Below are 26,697 nucleotides of genomic sequence, written 5' to 3' on the forward strand. Positions count from 1 at the left end.
AAGTCTCGTTCAAATTCGCTAGAAAGCATGCGGTCTGCTGGGTGTAGAAGAGCTCACAAACCGGGTATTCAAATAGTCAGGCGCGTCAGCTCAACGCCGGGTTCCTGGGTCACGCTCAACTGTTGCACGATCGCTTCCTGCAGGCGCAGGCACAGCTCCGGGTCGGACAGCGGCTGGTTATCGGCATCGGTGATGAAGAACACGTCTTCCACCCGTTCGCCCAAGGTTGCAATCTTGGCATTCTGCAACGACAGATCGAACTCCAGGAAGATCCCGCCAATGCGCGCCAGCAAGCCTGGACGGTCCGGGGCGCTGAGTTCCAGCACCGTGACCGGGCGCTGTGCATCGTTGGAAATGGTCACCTGGGGCGCAAAGGCAAAGTGCTTGAGCTGGCGCGGCACCCGGCGCTGGATGATGGTCGGGTAGTCATCCGGGTTGCGCAGCGCTTCGGTGAGGCCTTCGCGGATCTTTTTCACCCGCGCCGGGTTGTCGCCGATGGACTCGCCTTCGGTGTCGAGCACAATGTAAGTGTCGAGGGTGAACTGGCTGCTGGACGTAATGACCCGAGCGTCATGGATGTTCAGGTTGAGCTGGTCCATGGCTGCCACCGTCACGGCGAAGAAGTCGTGCTGGTCGGGTGCATAGATGAAGATCTGCGTGCCGCCCTCGAACTCGCGCTGGGTGGTTTCCTTGATCAACACCAGCGGGCCGCCATCGGCCGGCTGTTGCAGGATTGCATCAGTGTGCCAGGCCACATCGCCGGCGGTGTGACGCAGGAAGTAATCGTCACCCAGCTGCGACCACAATTGCTCGACGTCGTCCGGGTCGTTGCCGCCGCGCACCAGAATATCCAGCGCCGCGCTTTGGGTGCGGCGGATCTGCTCTTCGCGGTCCACCGGGTTTTCCAGGCCGCGACGCAGGGCGCGCTTGGTCTCGGTATACAGCTGGCGCAAGAGGCTGGCGCGCCACGAGTTCCACAGCGTCGGGTTGGTGGCGTTGATGTCGGAGACGGTCAGCACGTACAGGTAGTCGAGGCGGGTTTCGTTGCCGACGATCTGCGCGAAGTCGTGGATCACCTGCGGGTCGGACAAGTCCTTGCGCTGGGCGGTGGTCGACATGACCAGGTGGTTCTGCACCAGCCAGACGATCAGGCGGCTGTCCCACTGCGGCAACTGGTGGCGCTGGCAGAACGCTTCGGCGTCGACCGCACCGACTTCCGAGTGGTCGCCATGCCGGCCCTTGCCGATGTCGTGGTACAGGCCGGCCAGGTAGATCAGCTCCGGCTTGGGCAGCTTGGCCATCAGCTTACTGGCCAGCGGAAATTTCTCCGACACCTGGGTGTATTGCAGCTTACGCAGATGTTTGATCAGGTTCAGCGTATGCGCGTCCACCGTATAAATGTGGAACAGGTCGTGCTGCATCTGCCCGACGATAAAGCCGAATTCCGGCAGATAACGCCCGAGGATGCCGTAGCGGTTCATGCGGCGCAGGTTGCGGTGGATGCCGATCTTGCACTTGAACAGCTCGATAAACAGGCTGGTGTTGCGAATATCGTTGCGAAAATCATCGTCGATCAGGTGACGGTTTTCCCGCAGCAGGCGAATAGTGTCGGCGCGCACGCCTTTGATTTCCGGCTGCTGGGCCATCAACACGAAGATTTCCAGCATGGCGAACGGGGTGCGGCGGAACACGTTGTCGTTGCGCGCCTCGATATAGCCGTCGTGCAGCTGGAAGCGCGCATTGATCGGCTGCGGCGGCGCTTCGTCTTCGGGGGCCAGGATCACTTCTTCGAAGTGCTGGATGATCAGGTCGCTGAGCTGGGCGATGCTCATGACCACTCGGTAGTACTGCTGCATGAAGCTTTCGATGCTGGTCTTGGCGTCCTCGCTTTCGAAACCCAGCAGGGTCGCGATGGAGCGCTGATGATCGAACAGCAGGCGGTCTTCGGAGCGCCCGGCGAGCATGTGCAGGGCGTAGCGCACCTTCCACAGGAATTCCTGGGACGAGGCCAGCAAGGCGTTTTCGCTCTCCACCAAAAAGCCTTCGCCGGCCAGGGCGCGCAGGTTCAGGGTGCCGTACTGGCGACGGGCGACCCACAAAATCGTCTGGATGTCGCGCAGCCCGCCCGGCGAGCCTTTGACGTTGGGTTCCAGGTTGTATTCGGTGTCGTTGTATTTGTGATGCCGGGTCTTCTGCTCGGCGCGCTTGGCCAGGAAGAAATCCTTGCTGGGCCACATGTGCGCTGTGCTGGTGACCTCGATCATGCGCTGGCGCAGGCGTTCGGGGCCGCAGATGGTGCGGCTTTCCATCAGGTTGGTGACGACCGTCAAGTCGGCGCGGGCTTCTTCGGCGCATTCATCGACCGAGCGCACGCTCTGGCCGACTTCCAGGCCGATGTCCCACAGCAGCGTCAGAAAGCGCTCGATGGAATCGCGAAAGATCTCATGATCGGCGCTGTCCAGCAGGATCAGCAGGTCGATGTCGGAATAGGGGTGCAGTTCGCCCCGGCCGTAGCCGCCGACCGCAACCAGGGCGATATCGGCGTCTTCGCTCCAACTGAACTGTTCCCAGGCCTTTTGCAGGATGTTGTCGACGAACCAGGCACGGTCTTCGATCAGCCGGCGAATGTCCCGGCCACTGCGAAAGCGCTCATCGAGCACCTCGCGGGCTTGGCGGATGGCCTTCTTGAAAGCGGCGATGGGGCTCGCCTTCAGGGCCAGTTCGGCCTGGAACTGGCCACGGTCGAAGAGTTCGGGATCCACCTGGGGCATCGATCGGCTTTCCTTTCTATCTATCAGTCAGTCACAACACGCTGCGGGAAAACCTGGGCAATCCGTCAGGCTGAAACGCGAGGGATCGTGTCATCGGCGCGCAGGGTGAAGATCTCGTAGCCGGTCTCGGTGACCAACAGGGTGTGTTCCCATTGAGCCGAGAGCTTGCGGTCCTTGGTGATGGCGGTCCAGCCGTCGCCCAGCACCTTGGTGTCGGCCTTGCCCTGGTTGATCATCGGCTCGATGGTAAAGGTCATGCCTGCCTTGAGTTCCATGCCGGTGCCGGCGCGGCCATAGTGCAGAATCTGTGGTTCTTCGTGGAATACGGTGCCGATGCCGTGGCCGCAGAAATCGCGCACCACCGAGAAACCGTTCTTTTCGGCGTGCTTCTGGATCACTTCGCCGATATCGCCCAGGCGGCAGCCGGGTTTGACGATCTCGATGGCCTTGTACATGCACTCCTGGGTCACCTGGGACAGGCGCTCGGCCCAGACCGGCACGTTGCCGACGTGGAACATGCGGCTGGTGTCGCCGAAGTAGCGGTCCTTGATCACGGTGACGTCGATGTTCAGGGTGTCGCCATCCTTCAACGGCTTGTCGCCCGGAATGCCGTGGCAGACCACGTGGTTGACCGAGGTGCAGATCGACTTGGGGAAGCCCTTGTAGTTGAGCGGGGCAGGGATAGCCTTCTGCACGTTGACGATGTAGTCGTGGCAGATCTGGTTCAGTTCTTCGGTGGTGACGCCGGGCTTGACGTGTTCGGCGATCATTTCCAGCACGTCGGCAGCCAGTTTGCCGGCAATGCGCATGCCGGCGATGTCTTCGGCGGTTTTCAAACTAACGGTCATACAGGCTCTCTCTAGCGCGACGCGCTGAAATCAATACGGTTTACGGGCGTGCGAAAAAAGGCTGCGGAATTCGCACAAGCCACAAAAAACGCGATTCTACCAGACGCGGACGGTAAACCATGAGCCCCTGACGATCGCTTCTCTCTATAGGGTGGGGTTAAATCCGCTCTATTCAAAGGGTTGCGTAGAGGTCGCGCACGTCAGATGTGATTGCGTGTTTCGTTTTCGCCCTTCGTGTGGTATAAAATGCGCCGCTTTCCGGGGATGCCCCGAAAAGCTTAAATCCACACACGTGTCGACACGATGACCTGGGTGCCGGAGGCCTTGATGCCGCTGGTTGGTCATTGGGATACGTGGAGGCCAAACCCGACTTATTAAGGAACTATCATGTCCCAAGTCAACATGCGCGATATGCTGAAGGCCGGTGTGCACTTCGGTCACCAGACCCGTTACTGGAACCCGAAAATGGGTAAATACATTTTCGGCGCGCGTAACAAGATCCACATTATCAACCTTGAAAAAACCCTGCCAATGTTCAACGAAGCTCTGACTTTCGTAGAGCGCCTGGCCCAGGGCAAAAACAAGATTCTGTTCGTCGGCACCAAGCGTTCCGCTGGCAAGATCGTTGCTGAAGAAGCAGCACGTTGCGGTTCGCCGTACGTCGATCACCGCTGGTTGGGCGGCATGCTGACCAACTTCAAAACCATCCGTGCTTCCATCAAGCGTCTGCGTGACCTTGAAGTGCAAGCCGAAGACGGTACTTTCGCCAAGCTGACCAAGAAAGAAGCGCTGATGCGCTCCCGTGACCTGGAAAAGCTCGATCGTTCCCTGGGTGGTATCAAGGACATGGGCGGTCTGCCTGACGCACTGTTCGTTATCGACGTTGATCACGAGCGCATCGCGATCACCGAAGCCAACAAGCTGGGCATCCCTGTTATCGGCGTAGTCGATACCAACAGCAGCCCGGAAGGCGTTGACTACATCATCCCAGGCAACGATGACGCAATCCGCGCTATCCAGCTGTACATGGGTTCGATGGCTGACGCTGTAATCCGTGGTCGCAACCACGTTGCTGGTGGTACCGAGCAGTTCGCTGAAGAAGCTCCGGTAGCCGCCGCTGAGTAATTGACGCCCTGGCGTTGACTCAGTAAGCAAAAAGGGGGCTTGGCCCCCTTTTTGCCACCTCGAAAACCGTTTGTCGGCAGCGCAGCTACATCATCTGTAACGTGCAGCAGCCTACAACGGAGATTCGGGAAGAATTGATCCCCCGTTCGATCGGGTGGAATGGTTGAAAACCTATCCAAGAGGAATTTGAAAATGGCAGCAATTACTGCAGCGTTGGTTAAAGAACTGCGTGAGCGTACCGGCGAAGGCATGATGGATTGCAAGAAAGCCCTGGAAAAGGCTGACGGCGACATCGAAAAAGCCATTGATGACATGCGTGCTTCCGGCGCCATCAAGGCTGCCAAGAAAGCAGGCAACGTGGCTGCTGAAGGCGCTATCGCTCTGAAAGAAGACGGCAAATCTGCTGTTCTGCTGGAAGTGAACTCCCAGACCGACTTCCTGGCTCTGCAGGACGACTTCAAGGCATTTGTTGCTGCCAGCGTTGAAAAAGCGTTCGCCGACAAACTGACTGACGCCGCTCCGCTGATCGCCGCTCAAGAAGCTGATCGCCTGGTACTGGTCGGCAAGGTTGGCGAAAACGTCAACATCCGTCGCCTGGTACGCGTTGAAGGTGATGTGGTGGGTGGTTACCTGCACGGCAACAAGATCGGTGTTGCAGTTGTCCTGAAAGGCGGCAACGTTGAACTGGCCAAGGACATCGCTATGCACGTAGCGGCCAGCAACCCTGAGTTCCTGCTGCCTTCGGAAGTTTCTGCCGAAGCCATCGAGCGTGAAAAAGCGGTGTTCCTGCAGCTGAACGAAGAAAAAATCAAAGGCAAGCCAGAAAACATTGTTGAGAACATGGTCAAGGGCCGTATCAGCAAGTTCCTGGCCGAAGCAAGCCTGGTTGAGCAGGCGTTCGTCAAGAACCCTGAAATCAAGGTTGGCGAGCTGGCCAAGAAAGCCGGTGCTGAAATCGTTTCCTTCACCTACTTCAAAGTAGGCGACGGCATCGAGAAGCCGGTCGACAACTTCGCTGAAGAAGTTGCTGCCCAGCTGGCTGCCGCCAAGCAATAAGACGGTTTTCAACTGTCGCCCGAAAGAGGCTGCCCGCTCACGCGCGCAGCCTCTTTTCAAATGGGAAGGCCGATTTTATTTGGATTCCCTTCGGAACTGGCTTACAAAGCCGTGTTCCGATGGCGCTGTGATAGCGTCCAGCTAGAGTGAACGCAAGCCGTAAACGGCTCGCCAAGAATTTTTAAAATACGCCGCAGGAGAGATTCGCAATGGCTCAGCAGGGCAGTGGTTATCAGGCTCGCTATAAACGCATTCTACTCAAGCTCAGCGGCGAGGCTCTGATGGGCTCGGAAGAGTTCGGGATCGATCCCAAGGTGCTCGACCGCATGGCGCTGGAAGTCGGCCAGTTGGTCGGTATCGGCGTACAAGTCGGCCTGGTGATCGGTGGCGGCAACCTGTTCCGCGGCGCGGCACTGAGTGCGGCCGGCATGGATCGGGTCACCGGCGACCACATGGGCATGCTGGCCACTGTGATGAACGCTTTGGCGATGCGCGACGCCCTGGAGCGTGCCAATATCTCGGCTATCGTGATGTCGGCTATTTCCATGGTCGGCGTGACCGATCACTATGATCGCCGCAAAGCCATGCGCCACTTGAACGCCAAAGAGGTGGTGATCTTCGCCGCCGGCACCGGCAACCCGTTCTTCACCACTGACTCCGCCGCGTGCCTGCGTGCCATCGAAATCGATGCCGACGTGGTGCTCAAGGCGACCAAGGTGGATGGTGTGTACACCGCAGACCCATTCAAAGACCCGCATGCCGAGAAGTTCGATCATCTGACTTACGATGAAGTGCTGGATCGCAAGCTGGGGGTCATGGACCTGACGGCTATTTGCCTGTGCCGCGACCACAAGATGCCGCTGCGCGTATTTAACATGAACAAGCCCGGCGCCCTGCTGAATATCGTACATGGCGGCGCGGAAGGGACTCTGATCGAGGAAGGCCAACAATGATCAATGACATCAAGAAAGACGCCCAAGCGCGTATGCAGAAATCCCTGGAGTCTCTGAGCCACGCATTCGGCCAGATTCGTACCGGCAAGGCGCACCCAAGCATCCTGGGCAGCGTGATGGTGCCTTACTACGGCACCGACACTCCACTGAGCGGCGTGGCCAACGTGACCGTTAAGGATTCGCGCACCCTGCAGGTCGTGGCCTTTGAGCGCAACATGCTCGCCGCTGTCGACAAAGCCATTCAGAGCGCCGGCTTGAACCTCAATCCGACCAACCTGGGCGAATTGCTGCTGATTTCCATGCCGGCCTTGACCGAAGAAACCCGCAAGGGCTTCACCAAGCAGGCGCGCAGTGCAGCGGAAGATGCGCGTGTTGCCGTGCGTAACATCCGTCGCGATGCATTGGGTGACCTGAAGAAGCTGGTCAAGGACAAGGAAATCAGTGAGGACGAAGAGCGTCGTGCCGTGGCCGATATCGATAAGCTGACCAAGGACGCCGAGGCCCAGATCACCAAGGCCACGGAAGAAAAAGAAAAGGACCTGATGGCCGTATAAGGAGTCAGGACACCTTCATGGACAAGACCAAGCAGACTGTGCCCTCAGTGGTGCCGCGCCATGTCGCGATCATCATGGATGGGAATAATCGCTGGGCGAAAAAACGCTTTATGCCGGGTGTCGCCGGGCATAAAGCGGGTGTCGATGCGGTACGGGCGGTGATCGAGGTGTGCGCCGAGGCCAAGGTCGAGGTGCTGACCCTGTTTGCGTTCTCCAGTGAGAACTGGCAACGACCGGCCGACGAAGTCACGGCCTTGATGGATCTGTTCTTCAAGGCGCTGCGTCGCGAGGCCAAGCGCCTGAACGACAACAAGATCAGTCTGCGCATCATCGGTGATCGCTCGCGGTTCCATCCGGAGTTGCAGGCGGCCATGCGTGAAGCCGAGGCCATTACGGCCGGCGCCGACCGTTTTGTGTTGCAGATCGCGGCCAACTACGGCGGCCAGTGGGATATCGCCCAGGCTGCGCAGCGCCTGGCCCGCGAAGTGCAGGCCGGTCATCTGCGCCCTGACGACATCACGCCCGAACTGTTGCAGACCTGTCTGGTAACCGGCGACCTGCCGTTGCCGGACTTATGTATCCGTACCGGCGGCGAACATCGCATCAGCAATTTTCTCTTGTGGCAGCTGGCCTACACCGAGCTGTACTTCTCCGACCTGTTCTGGCCGGACTTCAAACACGATGCCATGCGCACTGCGCTGGCTGATTTCGCTTCCCGTCAGCGTCGTTTCGGTAAAACGAGCGAGCAGATCGAAGCTGGAGCCCGGGTTTAAATGCTTAAACAACGAATCATCACCGCACTGATCCTGTTGCCGATTGCCTTGTGTGGGTTTTTCCTGCTCGAGGGTTCCGGCTTTGCGCTGTTTATCGGCCTGGTTGTCACCCTGGGTGCCTGGGAATGGGCGCGTCTTGCCGGTTTTGCTGCGCAGTTGCCGCGCATAGCGTATGCCGCGGTCGTGGCTGTGTTGCTGTTCCTGATGTATACCCTGTCGAGCATCGTCGTGCCTTGGGTGTTGGGCGCTGCGGTGTTGTGGTGGGCGCTTGCGACCTGCCTGGTGTTGACGTACCCGCGCACCAGCGGGCAATGGTCCAGTGTGGCCAGCAAGTTGGTGATCGGTTTGTTGATTCTGTTACCCGCCTGGCAAGGGTTGGTGGAAATCAAGAATTCACCGATGGGCAACTGGCTGATCATGGCCGTGATGGTGCTGGTGTGGGGCGCCGATATCGGGGCCTACTTTTCTGGTCGGGCATTCGGCAAGCGCAAGCTGGCGCCGGCGGTCAGTCCCGGTAAAAGCTGGGAGGGCGTGTATGGTGGTCTCGCCTTGACCTTGCTGATCACCCTGGTGGTGGGTGTAGTGCGTGGTTGGTCGGTAAAGGAAATTTTCCTGGCATTGGTGGGCACGGCCATCGTCGTCTTCATCTCCGTCGTGGGTGACCTCACCGAAAGCATGTTCAAGCGCCAGGCCGGGATCAAGGACAGCAGCAACCTGCTGCCGGGTCACGGTGGAGTGCTGGACCGTATCGATAGCCTCACCGCTGCCATTCCAATCTTCGCCGTCCTGTTGTGGATGTCCGCTTCGTGAGCCGCCTGCAACAGGTGACGGTATTGGGTGCGACCGGCTCGGTAGGGCTGAGCACCCTGGATGTGATCGCTCGACATCCTGATCGCTATCAAGTGTTTGCCCTGACCGGCTTCACCCGCCTGAGCGAGCTTCTGGCGCTGTGCGTGCGTCATGCGCCGCGCTTTGCTGTTGTGCCTGAAGAGGCTGCGGCGCGGGGGCTGCAGGACGATCTGCGGGCTGCCGGGCTTGCCACGCGGGTGTTGGTAGGGGAGGCGGGGTTGTGCCAAGTGTCGGCCGACGCCGAGGTGGATACGGTGGTCGCTGCAATCGTCGGCGCAGCCGGCCTGCGCCCGACCCTGGCAGCCGTCGATGCGGGCAAGAAAATCCTGCTGGCCAATAAAGAAGCCCTGGTGATGAGCGGTGCGCTGTTTATGCAGGCTGTGCGCAAAAGCGGCGCGGTCCTGTTGCCTCTCGACAGCGAACACAACGCCATCTTCCAGTGCATGCCCGGTGACTTCGCGCGCGGCTTGAGCCAAGTGGGCGTACGGCGAATTCTGCTGACCGCGTCCGGGGGGCCGTTTCGCCAAACCCCACTGGCGGAGTTGGAGCATGTATCGCCTGATCAGGCGTGTGCGCACCCTAACTGGTCCATGGGCCGCAAAATCTCGGTCGACTCGGCCAGCATGATGAACAAGGGCCTGGAGCTGATCGAGGCGTGCTGGCTGTTCGATGCGCGACCTGACCAGGTCGAGGTGGTGATACACCCACAAAGTGTGATTCATTCCCTGGTCGACTACGTGGACGGTTCGGTATTGGCTCAGTTGGGCAATCCCGACATGCGCACGCCGATCGCCAACGCGCTGGCCTGGCCGGAGCGGATTGATTCGGGTGTGGCACCATTGGACCTGTTTGCCATTGCACGCCTGGATTTCCAGGCGCCGGACGAGCAGCGTTTTCCTTGCCTGCGCTTGGCTAAAGAGGCTGCACAGGCGGGTAACAGTGCACCGGCGATGCTCAATGCGGCCAACGAAGTGGCGGTGGCGGCGTTTCTCGAACGGCGCATCCGCTTTCCGCAGATCGCGAGTATCATCGAGGACGTCCTGAGCATTGAGCCCGTGGTGGCTGTGAATGATCTGGACGCGGTATTCGAGGCGGACACCAAGGCTCGGGCGTTGGCCAGAGACTGGCTGGGCCGCAACGCGCGTTAGTCTGTGAGCGTCTGAGCCTTCGGGCAGTGGTTTGGAATGCGGAGAAATTAGATGAGTGCGCTTTACATGATTGTCGGCACCCTGGTTGCTCTGGGTGTGCTGGTTACCTTCCACGAATTCGGCCACTTCTGGGTGGCGCGTCGTTGCGGCGTCAAGGTACTGCGCTTTTCCGTTGGTTTCGGCATGCCGCTGCTTCGCTGGCACGACCGTCGTGGCACCGAGTTCGTGATTGCGGCTATCCCGTTGGGCGGCTACGTCAAAATGCTCGATGAGCGCGAAGGCGAAGTGCCGGCCGATCAGTTGGACCAATCCTTCAATCGCAAGACCGTTCGTCAGCGTATCGCGATCGTTGCCGCCGGCCCGATTGCCAACTTTCTGTTGGCGATGCTGTTTTTCTGGGTGCTGGCCATGCTGGGCAGCCAGCAGGTGCGTCCGGTCATCGGTGCCGTCGAGGCGGACAGTATCGCCGCGAAGGCCGGCCTCGTGGCGGGTCAGGAAATTGTTTCCATTGATGGCGAACCCACCACGGGCTGGGGCGCGGTCAATTTGCAGTTGGTGCGTCGCCTGGGTGAAAGCGGCACCGTCAATGTCGTGGTGCGCGAGCAGGATTCCAGCGCCGAAACCCCGCGCGCGCTGGCCCTCGACCATTGGCTCAAGGGGGCCGATGAACCTGATCCGATCAAGTCTCTGGGAATTCGCCCTTGGCGCCCAGCATTGCCGCCGGTCCTCGCCGAGCTGGATCCGAAGGGGCCGGCACAGGCCGCAGGTCTGAAAACCGGCGATCGCCTGCTGACCTTGGATGGCCAGACGCTGGGTGACTGGCAGCAAGTGGTCGATCTGGTGCGTGTGCGCCCTGATACCAAAATTGTGTTGAAAATTGAACGTGACGGTGCTCAGCTCGACGTCCCGGTGACCCTGGCTGTTCGCGGGGAAGCCAAGGCGGCCGGGGGTTACCTGGGGGCCGGGGTCAAAAGTCCGGAATGGCCACCATCGATGGTTCGTGAGGTCAGTTTCGGGCCGTTGGCGGCAATTGGCGAGGGTGCAAAACGCACTTGGACCATGAGTGTGCTGACCCTCGAATCCCTCAAGAAAATGTTGTTCGGCGAGCTCTCGGTAAAAAACTTGAGTGGACCGATAACCATTGCTAAAGTGGCGGGCGCTTCTGCCCAGTCGGGTGTCGCGGATTTCCTGAATTTCCTGGCTTATCTGAGTATCAGCCTGGGTGTTCTGAATTTGTTGCCCATTCCAGTATTGGATGGGGGGCATCTGTTGTTTTATCTGGTCGAGTGGGTGCGTGGTCGCCCGTTGTCGGATCGGGTGCAGGGTTGGGGGATACAGATCGGTATCAGTTTGGTGGTTGGGGTGATGTTATTAGCCCTGGTCAACGATCTGGGTCGACTGTAACGCTTCGCTGAATTGCGAATCTGCCGCATTTTGCGGCAGTTTGTTTATTGCCAGTTGGAATAAGAAAGGACTTCATGAAACGTCTGCTGCTAACTGCGGTTCTCACCGTATTGATGATCGCCGAAGTTCACGCCGAGTCCTTCACCATCTCCGATATTCGCGTCAACGGCCTCCAGCGGGTTTCCGCGGGTAGCGTCTTTGGTGCCTTGCCGTTGAACGTCGGGGAACAGGCTGACGACCGTCGCCTGGTGGAATCCACTCGTGCGCTGTTCAAAACCGGTTTCTTTCAAGACATCCAACTGGGTCGCGAAGGCAACGTCCTTGTCATCACCGTCGTCGAGCGACCTTCCGTCGCCAGTATCGAGATCGAAGGCAACAAGGCGATCTCGACTGAAGACCTGATGAAGGGCCTCAAGCAATCCGGCCTTGCGGAGGGCGAGATCTTCCAGCGCGCCACCCTTGAAGGTGTTCGTAACGAACTGCAGCGCCAGTACGTTGCCCAGGGTCGCTACTCCGCGACCGTGGAGACCGAAGTGGTCCCGCAGCCGCGTAACCGTGTCGGCCTCAAGGTCAACATCAACGAAGGCACCGTAGCGGCCATTCAGCACATCAACGTGGTGGGCAACACCAAGTTTGCTGATGAAGACCTGATCGACCTGTTCGAGCTCAAGACCACCAACTGGCTGTCGTTCTTCAAGAACGACGACAAGTACGCTCGTGAAAAACTCTCCGGTGACCTGGAGCGCCTGCGCTCGTACTACCTGGACCGTGGCTATATCAACATGGATATCGCTTCGACCCAGGTGTCCATCACCCCGGACAAGAAGCACGTCTACATCACCGTCAACGTCAACGAAGGCGAGAAGTACAAGGTTCGCGACGTAAAACTCAGTGGCGACCTGAAAGTGCCTGAAGACCAGGTCAAGTCCCTGTTGCTGGTGCAGAAAGACCAGGTGTTCTCGCGCAAGCTGATGACCACCACGTCCGAACTGATCACCCGTCGCCTGGGTAACGAAGGCTATACCTTCGCCAACGTCAACGGCGTACCGACGCCGCACGATGAAGACCACACCGTGGACATCACCTTCGTGGTTGACCCAGGCAAGCGTGCCTACGTAAACCGTATCAACTTCCGTGGCAACACCAAGTCCGAGGACGAAGTGCTGCGTCGTGAAATGCGCCAGATGGAAGGTGGCTGGGCCTCGACCTACCTGATCGACCAGTCCAAGACTCGTCTGGAGCGCCTGGGCTTCTTCAAGGAAGTCAACGTCGAAACCCCGGCCGTACCGGGTGTGGATGACCAGGTCGACGTGAACTACGCGGTAGAGGAACAAGCCTCCGGTTCGATCACCGCCAGCGTTGGTTTTGCACAGAGCGCCGGCCTGATCCTGGGTGGCTCCATTACCCAGAACAACTTCCTCGGTACCGGTAACCGTGTGTCCATCGGCCTGACCCGAAGCGAATACCAGAGCCGCTATAACTTCGGTTATACCGACCCCTACTGGACTGCTGACGGTGTGAGCCTGGGCTACAACGCCTTCTACCGCACCACCGACTACAAAGACCTTGATGTCGACGTTGCAAGCTATGCGATCGACAGCCTCGGTGCGGGTGTCAGCGTTGGCTACCCAATCAGCGAGACGTCGCGTCTGACGTTCGGCCTGACCGCGCAACAGGATGAGATCAAGACCGGTGTGTACACCGTGGATGAGATCTTCGACTTTACCCGTCGCGAAGGTGACAAGTTCCTGAACTTCAAGGCGTCCGCCGGCTGGTCCGAGTCGACCCTGAACAAAGGCGTACTGGCAACCCGTGGTCATTCCCAGAGCCTTACTGCGGAAGTCACCACGCCGGGCAGTGACCTGTCGTTCTTCAAGCTGGACTACCGTGGCCAGTTGTTCCAGCCGCTGAGCGATAACTACACCATGCGCTTGCACACGGAGCTGGGCTATGGCGACGGTTATGGTTCGACCAATGGCCTGCCGTTCTATGAGAACTACTACGCGGGTGGTTTCAACTCGGTACGTGGCTTCAAGGACAGCACTCTCGGTCCGCGTGGTACGCCGAGCCGTGGTGCTGCTGTGACCGGTAACCAGGGCACTAACCCTGACTCCGACAACGACCCGCTGCCGTTCGGTGGTAACGTGTTGATCCAGGGCGGGGCGGAAATCCTGTTCCCGCTGCCATTCGTGAAAGATCAGCGCTCCCTGCGGACTTCGGTCTTCTGGGATGTGGGTAACGTGTTCGACTCCAAGTGCGACCAGATCACCAACCCAAGTGGCGTGAAGTCCAAGACCCAGTGCAACGACGTGAGCCTCAGCAACCTGGCGAGCTCCGTGGGCGTGGGTGTGACCTGGGTGACTGCGCTGGGCCCGTTGAGCTTTGCTCTGGCCATGCCGATCAAGAAACCGGATAACGCTGAAACCCAGATTTTCCAATTCTCCCTCGGCCAGACGTTCTAAGCGTCTGACCCAAGATAACGACAACGGATTCTGTAGGAGTTGCATTGTGCGTAAGTTGACTCAATTGGTTCTGCTGGCCACCGTGCTGGTAACCACCCCGGCCTTCGCCGAAATGAAAATCGCCGTCCTGAACTATCAGATGGCACTGCTGGAGTCCGACGCGGCCAAGAAATACGCCGTGGACGCCGAGAAAAAATTCGGTCCGCAACTGACCAAGCTCAAGACTCTGGAAAGCAGCGCCAAGGGCATCCAGGATCGTCTGGTAGCCGGTGGTGACAAAATGCAGCAAGGCGAGCGCGAGCGTCTGGAACTTGAATTCAAGCAAAAGGCCCGTGACTACCAGTTCCAGTCCAAGGAGCTGAACGAAGCCAAGGCTGTTGCCGACCGCGAAATGCTCAAGCAGCTCAAGCCTAAGCTCGACAGCGCCGTGGAAGAAGTGATCAAGAAAGGCGCCTTTGACCTGGTGTTCGAGCGTGGCGCAGTGATCGACGTCAAGCCTCAATACGACATCACCCGTCAGGTGATCGAGCGCATGAACCAGCTGAAGTAAGCCATGACCGCGACTATCAAGCTCGGCGAGTTGGCCGAGTTCCTGGGGGCTGCCTTGCGTGGCTCCCCGGAGAAGGAAATTACTGGGCTAGCCACCTTGCAGGAGGCTGGCCCAGCTCAGTTGAGCTTCCTTGCAAATCCTCAATACCGTAAATACCTCACCGACAGCCACGCTGCAGCTGTATTGCTGAAGGCCGCTGACGCTGAAGGGTTTGCCGGGGATGCGCTGGTGGTGGCTGACCCCTATCTGGCGTACGCGCGGGTGTCGCACCTGTTTGATCCGAAACCCAAGGCCGCCGGCGGTATTCATCCATCGGCGGTGATCGCTGACGATGCTCACGTTGACCCTGCGGCGAGCATTGGCGCGTTTGCGGTGATCGAGAGTGGCGCGCGCATTGCGGCAGGTGTAACGGTTGGTGCGCATTGTTTTATTGGTGCGCGCTGCGAAATCGGTGCGGATGGCTGGTTGGCCCCTCGCGTGACCCTTTACCACGATGTGCGTATCGGTGAGCGTGTGGTGATTCAATCCGGTGCGGTGATCGGTGGCGAGGGCTTTGGCTTTGCCAATGCCAAAGGTGTCTGGCACAAGATTGCCCAGGTCGGCGGTGTATTGATCGGCGACGACGTGGAAATTGGTGTCAACACGGCTGTCGATCGCGGGGCCTTGGCCGATACGGTGATCGGTAACGGTGTGAAGCTCGACAACCAGATCCAGATCGCCCACAACGTTCAGATTGGCGATCACACCGCCATGGCGGCGTGCGTGGGGATTTCCGGCAGCACCAAAATCGGCAAGCACTGCATGCTCGCCGGTGGCGTAGGGCTGGTGGGGCATATCGACATTTGCGACAACGTATTCATCACCGGCATGACCATGGTCACTCACTCGATTACCGAGCCTGGGGCCTACTCTTCCGGTACCGCCATGCAGCCTGCGGCTGAATGGCGTAAAAGCGCAGCGCGTTTGAGGCAGCTCGACGACATGGCTAGACGTCTCAAACAGCTGGAAAAGCGTGTTGGGGACGTGACCCCTGGCGGTAATGCTTCATCAGAAGGCTGATACCATTTCCATATCAAGTGCGCACAGCCGCTAGACTTGCCTCCTTGATTTGCTAGCGGGGCGTGCGTTTAGTCGCCCGCCCCCAATCTTTATTACAGGCTTCCCCCCGAAATGATGGACATCAACGAGATTCGCGAATACCTGCCTCACCGTTACCCGTTCCTGCTGGTGGATCGTGTAGTGGACCTCAATGTCGAGGAAAAGCGCATTCGTGCCTACAAGAATGTCAGCATCAACGAACCGTTCTTTAATGGTCACTTCCCTGCGCATCCAATCATGCCGGGCGTATTGATCATCGAAGCAATGGCCCAGGCTGCCGGTATCCTTGGTTTCAAAATGCTCGACCTCAAGCCTGCCGATGGCACGCTTTACTATTTCGTAGGCTCGGACAAATTGCGTTTTCGCAACCCGGTTACCCCAGGTGACCAGTTGATCCTGGAAGCCAAGTTCATCAGCTGCAAGCGCCAGATCTGGAAGTTCGAGTGCCAGGCCTCGGTGGATGGCAAGCCTGTATGCTCCGCCGAGATCATCTGCGCGGAACGCAAACTATGAGTTTGATTGACCCTCGCGCAATCATCGATCCGTCGGCCGTACTGGCCGCCGACGTTGAGGTCGGCCCTTGGTCGATCATCGGCGCAGGTGTGGAAATCGGCGAGGGGACTGTCATCGGGCCGCACGTGATCCTCAAAGGTCCGACCCGTATTGGCAAACACAATCGTATCTACCAGTTCTCGTCGGTAGGCGAAGACACCCCGGACATGAAGTACAAGGGTGAAGAAACACGTCTGGTAATCGGTGACCACAACATCATTCGTGAAGGCGTGACCATTCACCGTGGCACGGTGCAGGATCGTGCCGAAACCACCCTGGGCGATCACAACCTGGTAATGGCTTATGCCCATATCGGCCATGACAGCGTGATCGGCAACCACTGCATCCTGGTCAACAACACTGCGTTGGCTGGTCATGTGCACGTTGATGATTGGGCGATCCTGTCCGGTTTCACCCTGGTGCATCAGTACTGCCATATCGGCGCCCACAGCTTTTCCGGCATGGGTACCGCCATCGGCAAGGACGTTCCAGCGTTTGTGACGGTGTTCGGCAACCCTGCTGAGGCTCGCAGCATGAACTTCGAGGGCATGCGCCGTCGCGGGTTCAGCGAAGACGCCATTCATGCGCTGCGCCGTGCCTACAAAGTGGTGTACCGCCAGGGGCTGACGGTGGACCAGGCATTGGCCCAGCTGACCGAGTCGGCGGCGTTGTTCCCGGAAGTCGCGGTGTTCCGTGACTCGATCCAGGCGTCGACTCGCGGCATCACCCGCTGATCATGGGCAGTTTGCGTATTGCGCTGGTGGCCGGGGAAGCTTCCGGAGATATTCTCGGCGCGGGTCTTATGCGCGCCATCAAGGTTCAGCATCCGGCAGTGGAATTCATCGGTGTCGGTGGGCCATTGATGCAGGCGCAAGGTCTCACCTCCTACTTCCCCATGGAGCGCCTGTCGGTCATGGGCCTGGTGGAGGTGCTGGGTCGCCTGCGTGAATTGCTGGCTCGGCGCAAGCTGCTGATCCAGACGCTGATCGAAGAAAAGCCCGACGTCTTTATCGGAATCGACGCGCCGGACTTCACCCTTAATATCGAACTCAAGTTGCGTCAGGCCGGGATCAAGACCGTGCACTACGTTAGCCCCTCTGTGTGGGCCTGGCGGCAGAAGCGTGTGCTGAAGATCCGCGAAGGCTGTGACCTGATGCTGACGTTGCTGCCCTTCGAGGCCCGATTCTACGAAGAGAAGGGCGTGCCGGTGCGGTTTGTCGGGCATACGTTGGCCGACACCATACCTTTGCAGGCAGACCGCGCAGCGGCGCGTGCCGAGCTGGGCTTGCCCGACGGTCCGCTCGTCGCATTGATGCCGGGCAGTCGCGGTGGCGAAGTCGGCCGTTTGGCCAGCGTGTTTTTTGATGCTGCCGAGCGCCTGCAGGCCCTGAAGCCGGGGGTGCGTTTTGTGCTGCCCTGCGCCAGCCCGCAACGCCGCGCGCAGATCGAAACGTTGCTGGAAGGGCGCAACCTGCCGTTGACGCTGCTCGATGGCCAGTCGCACCTGGCCCTGGCGGCCTGTGATGCGGTGCTGATCGCCTCCGGCACCGCGACCCTGGAGGCGTTGCTGTACAAGCGTCCGATGGTCGTGGCCTATCGCCTGGCGCCATTGACGTTCTGGATCCTCAAGCGCATGGTCAAGAGCCCGTACATCTCCCTGCCCAATTTGCTGGCTCAGCGCCTGTTGGTGCCGGAGTTGTTACAGGACGATGCAACGCCAGACGCCCTTGCACAGACCCTGCTCCCGTTGATCGACGGCGGTGAAGAGCAGACCCGTGGATTTGACGAGATTCATCGCACCTTGCGCCGTGATGCCTCGAATCAGGCGGCGGACGCCGTGTTGACCTTGATCGGCAACAAACAGGAAGCCTTATGAAGACGCAAATGGGCCTGGATTTCAGCCTGGTTGCCCAAGCTCACGAACTGGTGGCCGGTGTTGATGAAGTCGGGCGCGGGCCTTTGTGCGGCGCGGTCGTTACAGCGGCGGTGATCCTCGACCCGAACCGTCCGATCCTCGGCCTCAACGACTCGAAAAAACTCACCGAAGCGCGCCGCGAAAAGCTCTACGACGAGATCTGTGAAAAAGCCCTGAGCTGGCACATCGCCCGGGCCGAAGTCGAAGAAATCGACCAATTGAATATCCTCCACGCCACCATGCTCGCCATGCAGCGCGCCGTGGAAGGCCTGCATATCACGCCAAAAATGGCGATGATCGACGGCAACCGTTGCCCGAAACTGGCCATGCCATCCGAGGCGGTGGTCAAGGGTGATAGCAAGGTTCCAGCCATCGCGGCCGCATCGATTCTGGCCAAGGTCAGCCGTGACCGTGAAATGGCCGCATTCGAGTTGATCTACCCCGGCTACGGCATCGGCGGCCACAAAGGCTACCCGACGCCCGTTCATCTGGAAGCCCTGGCCCGCCTTGGCCCCACGCCTATCCACCGGCGCTCCTTTGCCCCGGTGCGCCAGGCTTATGAGCTGCGCGAGAACCTCAGCGAGGTTTAGTCGCGAGGCTGATGTTTTTGCCAAGGCCCGGTACAATCCGGGCCTTGTTGTTTCCACGTATAAAGACAGGATCACTATGCCGGCTTCATTCGTTCACCTGCGCCTGCACACTGAGTACTCCCTGGTCGACGGCCTGGTACGGATCAAACCGCTGGTTAAAACCCTGGTGGGCATGAACATGCCTGCGGTCGCGGTGACCGATCAGAACAACATGTGTTCCCTGGTCAAGTTCTACAAGAATGCCATGGGCGCCGGTATCAAGCCGATCTGCGGTGCCGACCTGTGGCTGTCCAACAAAGACCCGGATAATGCCTTGAGCCGCATCAGCCTGCTGGCGATGAACGGTGTGGGCTATCGCAACCTCACCGAGCTGATTTCCCGTGGCTTTATCGATGGTCAACGCAACGGTTCGGTCATCATCGAACGCGAATGGGTTGCCGAGGCCAGCGAAGGCCTGATCATGCTGTCGGCCGCCAAAGAGGGCGAGATCGGTCTCGCGTTGCTGGGCGGCAACCCTCAGGAAGCCGAAGTGCTTGCGAAGGAGTGGATGCAGGTCTTTCCCGACCGTTTCTACCTGGAAGTGCAGCGCACCAACCGGCCCAATGATGAAGAGCACCTGCACGCCGCCGTCGCCCTGGCCGACAAACTCGGTGCGCCGCTGGTCGCGACCAACGATGTGCGCTTTATCAAGAAGGAAGATTTCGAAGCCCACGAAACCCGCGTGTGCATCGGTGAAGGCCGTGCCCTGGATGACCCGCGTCGCTCCAAGAATTACAGCGAAGAGCAGTACCTCAAAAGCGCCGAGGAAATGGCCGAGTTGTTCAGTGACCTGCCCGAGGCCCTGGAAAACTCCGTCGAGATCGCCAAGCGCTGCAACATTGAAGTGAAGCTGGGCAAACACTTCCTGCCCAACTTTCCGATCCCCGATGGCATGACCATCGACGAGTATTTCCGCAAGGTGTCGTTTGACGGCCTGGAAGAGCGTCTCTCGGTCCTGTTGCCCAAGGACACCACCGAAGATTACGAGGCCAAGCGCCAGGTCTACGTCGACCGGCTGAACTTCGAGCTGGATATCATCATCCAGATGGGCTTCCCCGGTTACTTCCTGATCGTCATGGACTTTATCCAGTGGGCCAAAAGCAACGGTGTACCGGTTGGCCCGGGCCGTGGGTCGGGTGCCGGCTCGCTGGTGGCCTATGTGCAGAAGATCACCGACCTCGACCCGCTGGAATATGACCTGCTGTTCGAACGGTTCCTGAACCCGGAACGGGTCTCCATGCCCGACTTTGACGTCGACTTCTGCATGGACGGTCGCGACCGTGTGATCGAATACGTGGCCGAGAAATATGGTCGCAACGCGGTCAGCCAGATCATCACTTTCGGTTCCATGGCCGCAAAAGCAGTAATCCGCGACGTGGCGCGGGTGCAGGGCAAGTCCTACGGCCTGGCGGATCGCCTGTCGAAGATGATCCCGTTCGAAGTCGGCATGACTCTCGAAAAGGCCTACGAGCAGGAAGAAATCCTGCGCGATTTCATCAAGGTCGATGAGGAAGCCGCCGAAATCTGGGAAATGGCGCGCAAGCTCGAAGGCGTGGTGCGTAACGTCGGTAAACACGCCGGTGGCGTGGTGATCGCGCCGACCAAGCTCACTGACTTCTCGCCGATCTATTGCGATGAAGAAGGCGACGGCCTGGTCACCCAGTTCGACAAGGACGATGTGGAGGCGGCCGGCCTGGTGAAGTTCGACTTCCTGGGCCTGCGGACCCTGACGATCATCGACTGGGCGCTCAAGACCATCAACCGCGACCGCGCCAAGGTTGGCGAGGCACCGCTGGATATCGCGTTTATCCCGCTGGACGACAAACCGACCTACAGCCTGCTGCAAAAGGCCGAAACCACGGCGGTGTTCCAGCTTGAGTCGCGCGGCATGAAGGAGCTGATCAAAAAGCTCAAGCCCGACTGCCTGGAAGACTTGATCGCACTGGTGGCCCTGTTCCGTCCGGGCCCGCTGCAATCAGGCATGGTTGATGACTTTATCAACCGTAAGCACGGCCGCGCCGAACTGGCGTACCCGCACTCCGATTACCAGTACGAAGGCCTCAAGCCGGTACTGGCGCCGACCTACGGCATCATCCTGTATCAGGAACAGGTGATGCAGATCGCCCAGGTAATGGCGGGTTATACCCTCGGCGGCGCGGACATGCTGCGTCGAGCCATGGGTAAGAAGAAACCCGAAGAAATGGCCAAGCAGCGCGGCGGTTTCATTGAAGGGTGCGCCACCAACAATATCGACGCCGACCTGGCCGGTAACATTTTCGACCTGGTAGAGAAATTCGCCGGTTACGGCTTCAACAAATCCCACTCCGCCGCCTACGGCCTGGTGTCGTACCAGACCGCCTGGCTGAAGGCCCACTACCCGGCGCCGTTCATGGCGGCGGTACTCTCGGCGGATATGCACAACACCGACAAGGTCGTGACCTTGATCGAAGAAGTGCGCACCATGAAACTGCGCCTCGACGCGCCGGACGTGAACGCCTCGGAGTTCAAGTTCACGGTGAACGACGAAGGTCGCATCATCTATGGCCTGGGCGCGATCAAGGGCGTGGGCGAAGGCCCGGTGGAAGCGATCACCGAAGCGCGTCAGGACGGCCCGTTCAAGGACCTGTTCGACTTCTGCGCACGGGTTGACCTCAAGCGCATCAACAAGCGAACCCTCGATGGCTTGATCCGCAGCGGCGCGCTGGACCGTCTTGGCCCGTATTTCCATGACGAGCCAAAGGCGTATCAAGCGAATATCGACCGCAACCGCGCGGTGCTGCTCACCGCCATGGAAGAGGCGATCAAGGCCGCCGAACAAACCGCCCGCACCCATGACAGCGGTCACGCCGACCTGTTTGGCGGGCTATTCGTCGAGGAAGACGCGGATGTGTACGCCAACCATCGCAAGGCTAAGGATCTGACCCTCAAGGAGCGTCTCAAGGGTGAGAAAGACACCTTGGGCCTGTACCTCACCGGGCACCCGATTGACGAGTACGAAGGCGAGATTCGCCGTTTCGCCCGTCAGCGCATCATCGACCTCAAACCTGCGCGCGACACCCAGACCGTCGCCGGCATGATCATCGCCTTGCGGGTGATGAAGAACAAAAAGGGCGACAAGATGGGTTTCATCACCCTTGACGACCGTTCGGGCCGCATCGAGGCGTCGCTGTTTGCCGACGCTTTCCACTCGGCGCAGTCGCTGTTGCAGACCGATGCCATGGTGGTGGTGGAAGGCGAGGTCAGTAATGATGACTTCTCCGGCGGCCTGCGCCTGCGCATCAAGCGGGTGATGAGCATGGAAGATGCGCGCACCAACCTCGCCGAGAGCCTGCGCTTGAAGGTGAAAACCGAAGCGCTCAAGGGCGATCAGCTACGCTGGTTGGGTGACCTGCTCAAGCGGCACCGTGGTGCGTGCCCGGTGACCATGGAGTACACCGGCAACGACGCCAAGGCGATGTTGCAGTTCGGCGAGACCTGGCGAATTGATCCGGCGGATGGCTTGATTCAAGCATTGCGTGACCAGTTCGGCCGTGACAACGTCTTCCTCCAATACCGTTGACGGTCTCGCGATAGCATTTCGCCTGATCTTGACTGAACATTTAATCTCGACCTAAACGCGCCTCTCCCTTAAGGTAGGGCGCGAATAGACAACCGGCTGGCCAGGCTCACCCTGGCCGTCGACCCAAGACGGACGCTTATGAACCCGAATTTTCTTGATTTCGAACAGCCGATCGCTGACCTGCAAGCCAAGATCGAAGAACTGCGCCTGGTCGGCAATGACAATTCGCTGAATATCGGCGATGAGATCGCTCGCCTGCAAGACAAGAGCAGCACGCTCACCGAGGACATCTTCGGCAAGCTGACCAGCTGGCAGATCGCGCGTCTGGCTCGCCATCCGCGCCGCCCGTACACCCTGGACTACATTCAGCATATCTTTACCGAGTTCGATGAGCTGCATGGCGACCGCCACTTCTCTGACGACGCGGCCATCGTTGGCGGTATTGCTCGCCTGGACGACCAGCCGGTGATGGTGATCGGTCATCAGAAAGGCCGTGAAGTACGCGAAAAAGTACGTCGCAACTTCGGTATGCCGCGTCCTGAAGGCTACCGCAAGGCGTGCCGCCTGATGGAAATGGCCGAACGCTTCAAGATGCCGATCCTGACTTTCATCGACACACCGGGTGCTTACCCAGGCATCGACGCCGAAGAGCGTAACCAGAGCGAAGCGATTGCCTGGAACCTGCGTGTCATGTCCCGCCTGAAGACTCCGATCATCGCCACTGTGATTGGTGAGGGTGGTTCCGGCGGTGCATTGGCCATTGGCGTCTGCGACCAACTGAACATGCTGCAATATTCGACCTACGCGGTGATCTCGCCGGAAGGTTGCGCCTCGATCCTGTGGAAAACCGCCGAAAAGGCGCCGGACGCTGCCGAAGCCATGGGCATCACCGCCGATCGCCTCAAAGGCCTGGGAATCGTCGACAAAGTGATCGCCGAGCCACTGGGCGGCGCCCACCGCGACCCGGCTGCTGCTGCCGCGACCATCCGTGCCGAGTTGGGTTCGCAGTTGGCGATGCTCAAAAAGCTGGATAACGAAGCGTTGCTGGCCCGTCGTTACGAGCGCCTGATGAGCTACGGTCTCTAACCTCGCAGCGGTACTCATGTGGGAGGGGGCTTGCTCCCGATAGCTGCTAGGTAAGGCTATCGGGAGCAAGCCCTCTCCCACATTTGCTTTGTGTATGCTGAGTTATCGCGTTCCAGATTGATGGCGGTATTTGTCCATGAAGCCCCTGTTAACCGCCAAACTCCTGCAAACCCTGGCCCCTTGGCGCGACGCCCCGGCCTGGCACGTCGCATTCTCTGGTGGCCTTGATTCCACCGTCCTGCTGCACTTGTTGGCCTCCCTGGCAAAAACCGAAACGCTCCCGCCCCTCAGTGCCGTGCATATTCATCATGGCTTGCAAGCGGCGGCTGACGCCTGGCCCGGTCATTGCCAGTCGGTATGCGACGGTCTGGGCGTGCCCTTGCGCGTGATGCGCGTCCAGGTCCAACCCGGCGCCAGCCCTGAGCGTGCGGCCCGTGACGCGCGTTACCAGGCATTTACCGAGGTAACGGGGGCAGGGGAGGTGTTGCTGACAGGCCAGCATCGCGACGATCAGGCAGAAACCTTGCTGTTTCGCCTGCTGCGTGGCGCGGGGGTGCGAGGGTTGGCGGCAATGCCCGCGCATCGACGGTTGGCGGGTGGTCATCTGGTGCGGCCGCTGCTGGATGTATCGCGGGTTGCATTGGAAAACTATGCCGATGCGCATCAGTTGCAGTGGATCGAGGATCCTTCCAACGCCGATCCACGCTTCTCGCGCAATTACCTGCGTCACCGCGTCTTCCCGACACTCACCGAACGTTGGCCGCAAGCCGTTTCAAACCTGGCCCGTGCTGTCGAACACCTCGACGAAGCCCAGGGCCTGCTGGACGAGTTGGCGTGCATGGACCTGAAAACCGCCGATCAACCTTCGCCGTTTCCCTGGTTGCCTTTGCCGTCACTGGCTCTCACGCCGTTACGCGAGCTTTCCGACGCCCGTCAGCGCAACGCCCTGCGTCATTGGCTGACGCCTCTGACCCGCTTACCCGACAGCGACCACTGGGCCAGTTGGCGTTCTCTGCGCGATGCCAAGGGCGACGCACAGCCTGTGTGGTGCCTGGCGGACGGTGAGTTGCACCGTTGCGGCGGGCGTCTCTGGTGGTTGCCCTGCGCATTCTCGGAATTTTCCGACGCGGCTGTGAGCTGGCCCGATCCGCAAACTCCCTTGGAGTTGCCCGGCAATGGCCGTCTGGAATTGAGCGGCGAGGTGCCTGAAGGCCCGCTGCAGGTCCGTTATCGCCAGGGCGGCGAAATGCTTGAAGTGCCCGGCCGAGGCCGGCGTGACTTGAAGCGCCTGCTTAACGAAAGTGGGTTGCCGGGCTTCATCCGTGGCAGATTGCCGCTGCTGTATCAGGGGCAGCAATTGCTCGGCGTGCCCAACCTAACTGGGCGCTGGGCCGCCTCAAGTGAAGGCTGGCAATTACATTGGATGCCACAGACCTGCGATCAAGGTTTGAGCTGATAGCGCCTTTCCGGTAGACTACGCTCCCTTCTTGATACAACTTCTGTGGATTCGCCTGAATCGCAGCAGTTGCCGATTACCAAGCAGTCTTTGCTGGGCGATTCCGAAAAATGTGTAGCGATCAACGTACCGGTGTTCCATTGCTGGTCTGTCACAACGCGGCGGTTTTTTTGAAAGGTGCACTGTGATTAATGCAGGTGATCGGGGGCTTCGGCCTCTCTTCGCTTTCCCCGGCGGCTCGGACCGCTTTAACGCAGACTTCTAGGGTTTTTCATGACGCGCTACATATTCGTCACGGGCGGTGTTGTTTCTTCATTGGGGAAAGGCATTGCCTCCGCTTCATTGGCGGCCATCCTGGAGGCGCGGGGGCTTAAAGTCACCATGCTCAAGCTGGACCCGTACATCAACGTCGACCCGGGCACCATGAGCCCGTTCCAGCACGGTGAAGTGTTCGTCACACATGACGGCGCCGAGACCGACCTGGACCTGGGCCATTACGAGCGGTTCATCCGCACGACCATGACCCAGAACAACAACTTCACCACAGGCCGTGTCTACGAGCACGTGCTGCGCAAGGAGCGCCGTGGTGACTACCTGGGTGCAACCATCCAGGTGATCCCGCACATCACCGACGAAATCAAGCGCCGCATCATCAAGGGCGCAGGCGATGCCGACGTGGCGATGGTCGAGATCGGTGGCACCGTGGGTGACATCGAATCCCAACCGTTCCTCGAAGCCATCCGCCAATTGCGTTTCGAAGTCGGCGCCAAGCGCGCGATGCTGATGCACCTGACACTGGTGCCGTACATCGCCACCGCCGGCGAAACCAAAACCAAGCCTACCCAGCACTCGGTCAAGGAACTGCGTTCCATCGGCCTGCAGCCGGACGTGCTGGTGTGCCGCTCCGATCACCCGATCGACATTTCCTCGCGTCGCAAGATCGCCCAGTTCACCAACGTTGAAGAGCGCGCGGTGATTGCCCTGGAAGACGCCGATACCATCTACAAGATCCCGGGGATCCTGCATTCCCAAGGCCTGGATGATTTTGTCGTCGAGCGTTTCGGCCTGCAATGCGGCGGCGCGGATCTGTCCGAGTGGGAAGCCGTGGTTGACGCCAAGCTCAACCCTGAGCACGAAGTCACCATCGCCATGGTCGGCAAGTACATGGAGCTGCTGGATGCTTACAAGTCGCTGATCGAAGCGATGAGTCACGCCGGGATCAGCAACCGTACCAAGGTCAACCTGCGCTATATCGATTCCGAAGACATCGAGAACCAGGGCACCGCGCTGCTCGAAGGTGTCGATGCGATCCTCGTGCCAGGCGGTTTCGGCCTGCGTGGCGTGGAAGGCAAGATCACTGCCGTGCAGTTCGCGCGTGAAAACAAAGTGCCGTATCTGGGTATCTGCCTGGGCATGCAAGTGGCCGTCATCGAGTTCGCCCGTAACGTGCTGGGCTGGAAAGACGCCAACTCCACCGAGTTCGACGGCAAGAGCGGCCACCCGGTCGTGGGCCTGATCACCGAGTGGGAAGACGCCACCGGCGCCGTTGAAACCCGTACCGAAAGCTCCGACCTGGGCGGCACCATGCGCCTTGGCGCACAGGACTGCCTGTTGGAGCCGGGCTCGCTGGTTCACGATTGCTACGGCAAGGACGTGATCGTCGAGCGTCATCGTCATCGCTACGAAGTGAACAACAACCTGCTGCCGCAGATCAAAGAGGCCGGCCTGAAAATTTCCGGTCGCTCCGGTGACGGCGCGCTGGTTGAAGTGGTTGAAGCACCGGATCATCCATGGTTCGTCGCTTGCCAGTTCCACCCTGAGTTCACCTCGACGCCACGTGACGGCCACCCACTGTTCAGCGGTTTCGTCAAGGCGGCACTGACGCAACACCAGAAGAAGGCGTAAACCT

Annotated in this window: 21 protein-coding genes; 19 read left to right on the forward strand and 2 right to left on the reverse strand. The window is 59.5% G+C overall.

The annotated features are described in order from the left end of the window. Positions 1-68 precede the first annotated feature (68 nt). Both V6M90_RS15360 and map read right to left on the reverse strand, forming a co-directional pair. The gene (locus V6M90_RS15360) at positions 69-2,771 is read right to left on the reverse strand and encodes a [protein-PII] uridylyltransferase (protein ID WP_003172261.1); all 2,703 of its coding nucleotides are present in this window, start codon (positions 2,769-2,771) and stop codon (positions 69-71) included. 65 nt (positions 2,772-2,836) lie between these two features. Continuing rightward, entirely contained in the window at positions 2,837-3,619 is a 783-nt protein-coding gene (gene map / locus V6M90_RS15365; protein WP_003172262.1) for a type I methionyl aminopeptidase, read from the reverse strand. A 387-nt stretch (positions 3,620-4,006) separates the two neighbouring features. Here map and rpsB point away from each other — a divergent pair, with 387 nt between their 5' ends. The 19 genes from rpsB (at position 4,007) to V6M90_RS15460 (ending at position 26,693) form a co-directional block, all read left to right on the forward strand. After that, on the forward strand, positions 4,007-4,744 hold the full coding sequence (gene rpsB, locus V6M90_RS15370) for a 30S ribosomal protein S2 (protein WP_003172263.1): 738 nt from the start codon (positions 4,007-4,009) through the stop codon (positions 4,742-4,744). A gap of 192 nt (positions 4,745-4,936) precedes the next feature. After that, positions 4,937-5,800, forward strand: coding sequence for a translation elongation factor Ts (tsf, locus tag V6M90_RS15375; RefSeq protein ID WP_003172264.1), 864 nt, complete (start codon positions 4,937-4,939; stop codon positions 5,798-5,800). Positions 5,801-6,009: 209 nt separating this feature from the next. Beyond that, the gene (gene pyrH, locus V6M90_RS15380; RefSeq protein WP_003172271.1) at positions 6,010-6,753 is read left to right on the forward strand and encodes a UMP kinase; all 744 of its coding nucleotides are present in this window, start codon (positions 6,010-6,012) and stop codon (positions 6,751-6,753) included. Then, a complete protein-coding gene (frr, locus tag V6M90_RS15385; RefSeq protein WP_003172273.1) occupies positions 6,750-7,307 on the forward strand; it encodes a ribosome recycling factor in 558 nt (185 codons plus the stop codon). The genes pyrH and frr overlap by 4 nt, the downstream gene beginning before the upstream one ends. Positions 7,308-7,324: 17 nt before the next feature. After that, positions 7,325-8,080: a polyprenyl diphosphate synthase gene (gene uppS, locus V6M90_RS15390; RefSeq protein ID WP_003172274.1), complete on the forward strand. Its 756-nt coding sequence runs from the start codon at positions 7,325-7,327 to the stop codon at positions 8,078-8,080. After that, positions 8,081-8,890 (forward strand): phosphatidate cytidylyltransferase, encoded by an 810-nt coding sequence (locus tag V6M90_RS15395; RefSeq protein ID WP_003172275.1) that lies wholly within the window; start codon positions 8,081-8,083, stop codon positions 8,888-8,890. Beyond that, a complete protein-coding gene (gene ispC, locus V6M90_RS15400) occupies positions 8,887-10,077 on the forward strand; it encodes a 1-deoxy-D-xylulose-5-phosphate reductoisomerase (protein WP_003172276.1) in 1,191 nt (396 codons plus the stop codon). The genes V6M90_RS15395 and ispC overlap by 4 nt, the downstream gene beginning before the upstream one ends. A 51-nt stretch (positions 10,078-10,128) precedes the next feature. Further along, a complete protein-coding gene (gene rseP, locus V6M90_RS15405; RefSeq protein WP_141064269.1) occupies positions 10,129-11,481 on the forward strand; it encodes a sigma E protease regulator RseP in 1,353 nt (450 codons plus the stop codon). A 74-nt stretch (positions 11,482-11,555) separates the two neighbouring features. After that, positions 11,556-13,943 carry an outer membrane protein assembly factor BamA gene (bamA, locus tag V6M90_RS15410; RefSeq protein ID WP_003172278.1) on the forward strand — a complete coding sequence of 796 codons (2,388 nt, stop codon included), beginning with the start codon at positions 11,556-11,558 and terminating at the stop codon, positions 13,941-13,943. Positions 13,944-13,989: 46 nt separating this feature from the next. After that, positions 13,990-14,493 (forward strand): OmpH family outer membrane protein, encoded by a 504-nt coding sequence (locus V6M90_RS15415; protein WP_003172279.1) that lies wholly within the window; start codon positions 13,990-13,992, stop codon positions 14,491-14,493. Positions 14,494-14,496: 3 nt separating this feature from the next. Continuing rightward, positions 14,497-15,552, forward strand: a complete 1,056-nt coding sequence (gene lpxD / locus V6M90_RS15420) for a UDP-3-O-(3-hydroxymyristoyl)glucosamine N-acyltransferase (RefSeq protein WP_141064268.1) — start codon at positions 14,497-14,499, stop codon at positions 15,550-15,552. Between the two features lie 111 nt (positions 15,553-15,663). Next, a complete protein-coding gene (gene fabZ / locus V6M90_RS15425) occupies positions 15,664-16,104 on the forward strand; it encodes a 3-hydroxyacyl-ACP dehydratase FabZ (RefSeq protein ID WP_003172281.1) in 441 nt (146 codons plus the stop codon). Continuing rightward, positions 16,101-16,877 (forward strand): acyl-ACP--UDP-N-acetylglucosamine O-acyltransferase, encoded by a 777-nt coding sequence (gene lpxA, locus V6M90_RS15430; protein ID WP_003172282.1) that lies wholly within the window; start codon positions 16,101-16,103, stop codon positions 16,875-16,877. Before fabZ ends, lpxA begins: the two co-directional genes overlap by 4 nt. 2 nt (positions 16,878-16,879) lie before the next feature. Beyond that, positions 16,880-18,019, forward strand: coding sequence for a lipid-A-disaccharide synthase (gene lpxB / locus V6M90_RS15435; RefSeq protein WP_003172284.1), 1,140 nt, complete (start codon positions 16,880-16,882; stop codon positions 18,017-18,019). After that, on the forward strand, positions 18,016-18,648 hold the full coding sequence (gene rnhB / locus V6M90_RS15440) for a ribonuclease HII (RefSeq protein WP_003172285.1): 633 nt from the start codon (positions 18,016-18,018) through the stop codon (positions 18,646-18,648). Before lpxB ends, rnhB begins: the two co-directional genes overlap by 4 nt. A 76-nt stretch (positions 18,649-18,724) precedes the next feature. Next, positions 18,725-22,246, forward strand: coding sequence for a DNA polymerase III subunit alpha (gene dnaE / locus V6M90_RS15445; protein ID WP_003172286.1), 3,522 nt, complete (start codon positions 18,725-18,727; stop codon positions 22,244-22,246). A gap of 138 nt (positions 22,247-22,384) precedes the next feature. Continuing rightward, on the forward strand, positions 22,385-23,332 hold the full coding sequence (locus tag V6M90_RS15450) for an acetyl-CoA carboxylase carboxyltransferase subunit alpha (RefSeq protein WP_003172288.1): 948 nt from the start codon (positions 22,385-22,387) through the stop codon (positions 23,330-23,332). A 136-nt stretch (positions 23,333-23,468) separates the two neighbouring features. Then, positions 23,469-24,788 carry a tRNA lysidine(34) synthetase TilS gene (gene tilS, locus V6M90_RS15455; RefSeq protein WP_003172289.1) on the forward strand — a complete coding sequence of 440 codons (1,320 nt, stop codon included), beginning with the start codon at positions 23,469-23,471 and terminating at the stop codon, positions 24,786-24,788. 273 nt (positions 24,789-25,061) lie between these two features. After that, entirely contained in the window at positions 25,062-26,693 is a 1,632-nt protein-coding gene (locus V6M90_RS15460) for a CTP synthase (RefSeq protein ID WP_078731881.1), read from the forward strand. The last annotated feature ends 4 nt before the right edge of the window (positions 26,694-26,697 follow it).

The organism is Pseudomonas lactucae, assembly GCF_036688725.1.
GTDB lineage: Bacteria > Pseudomonadota > Gammaproteobacteria > Pseudomonadales > Pseudomonadaceae > Aquipseudomonas > Aquipseudomonas lactucae.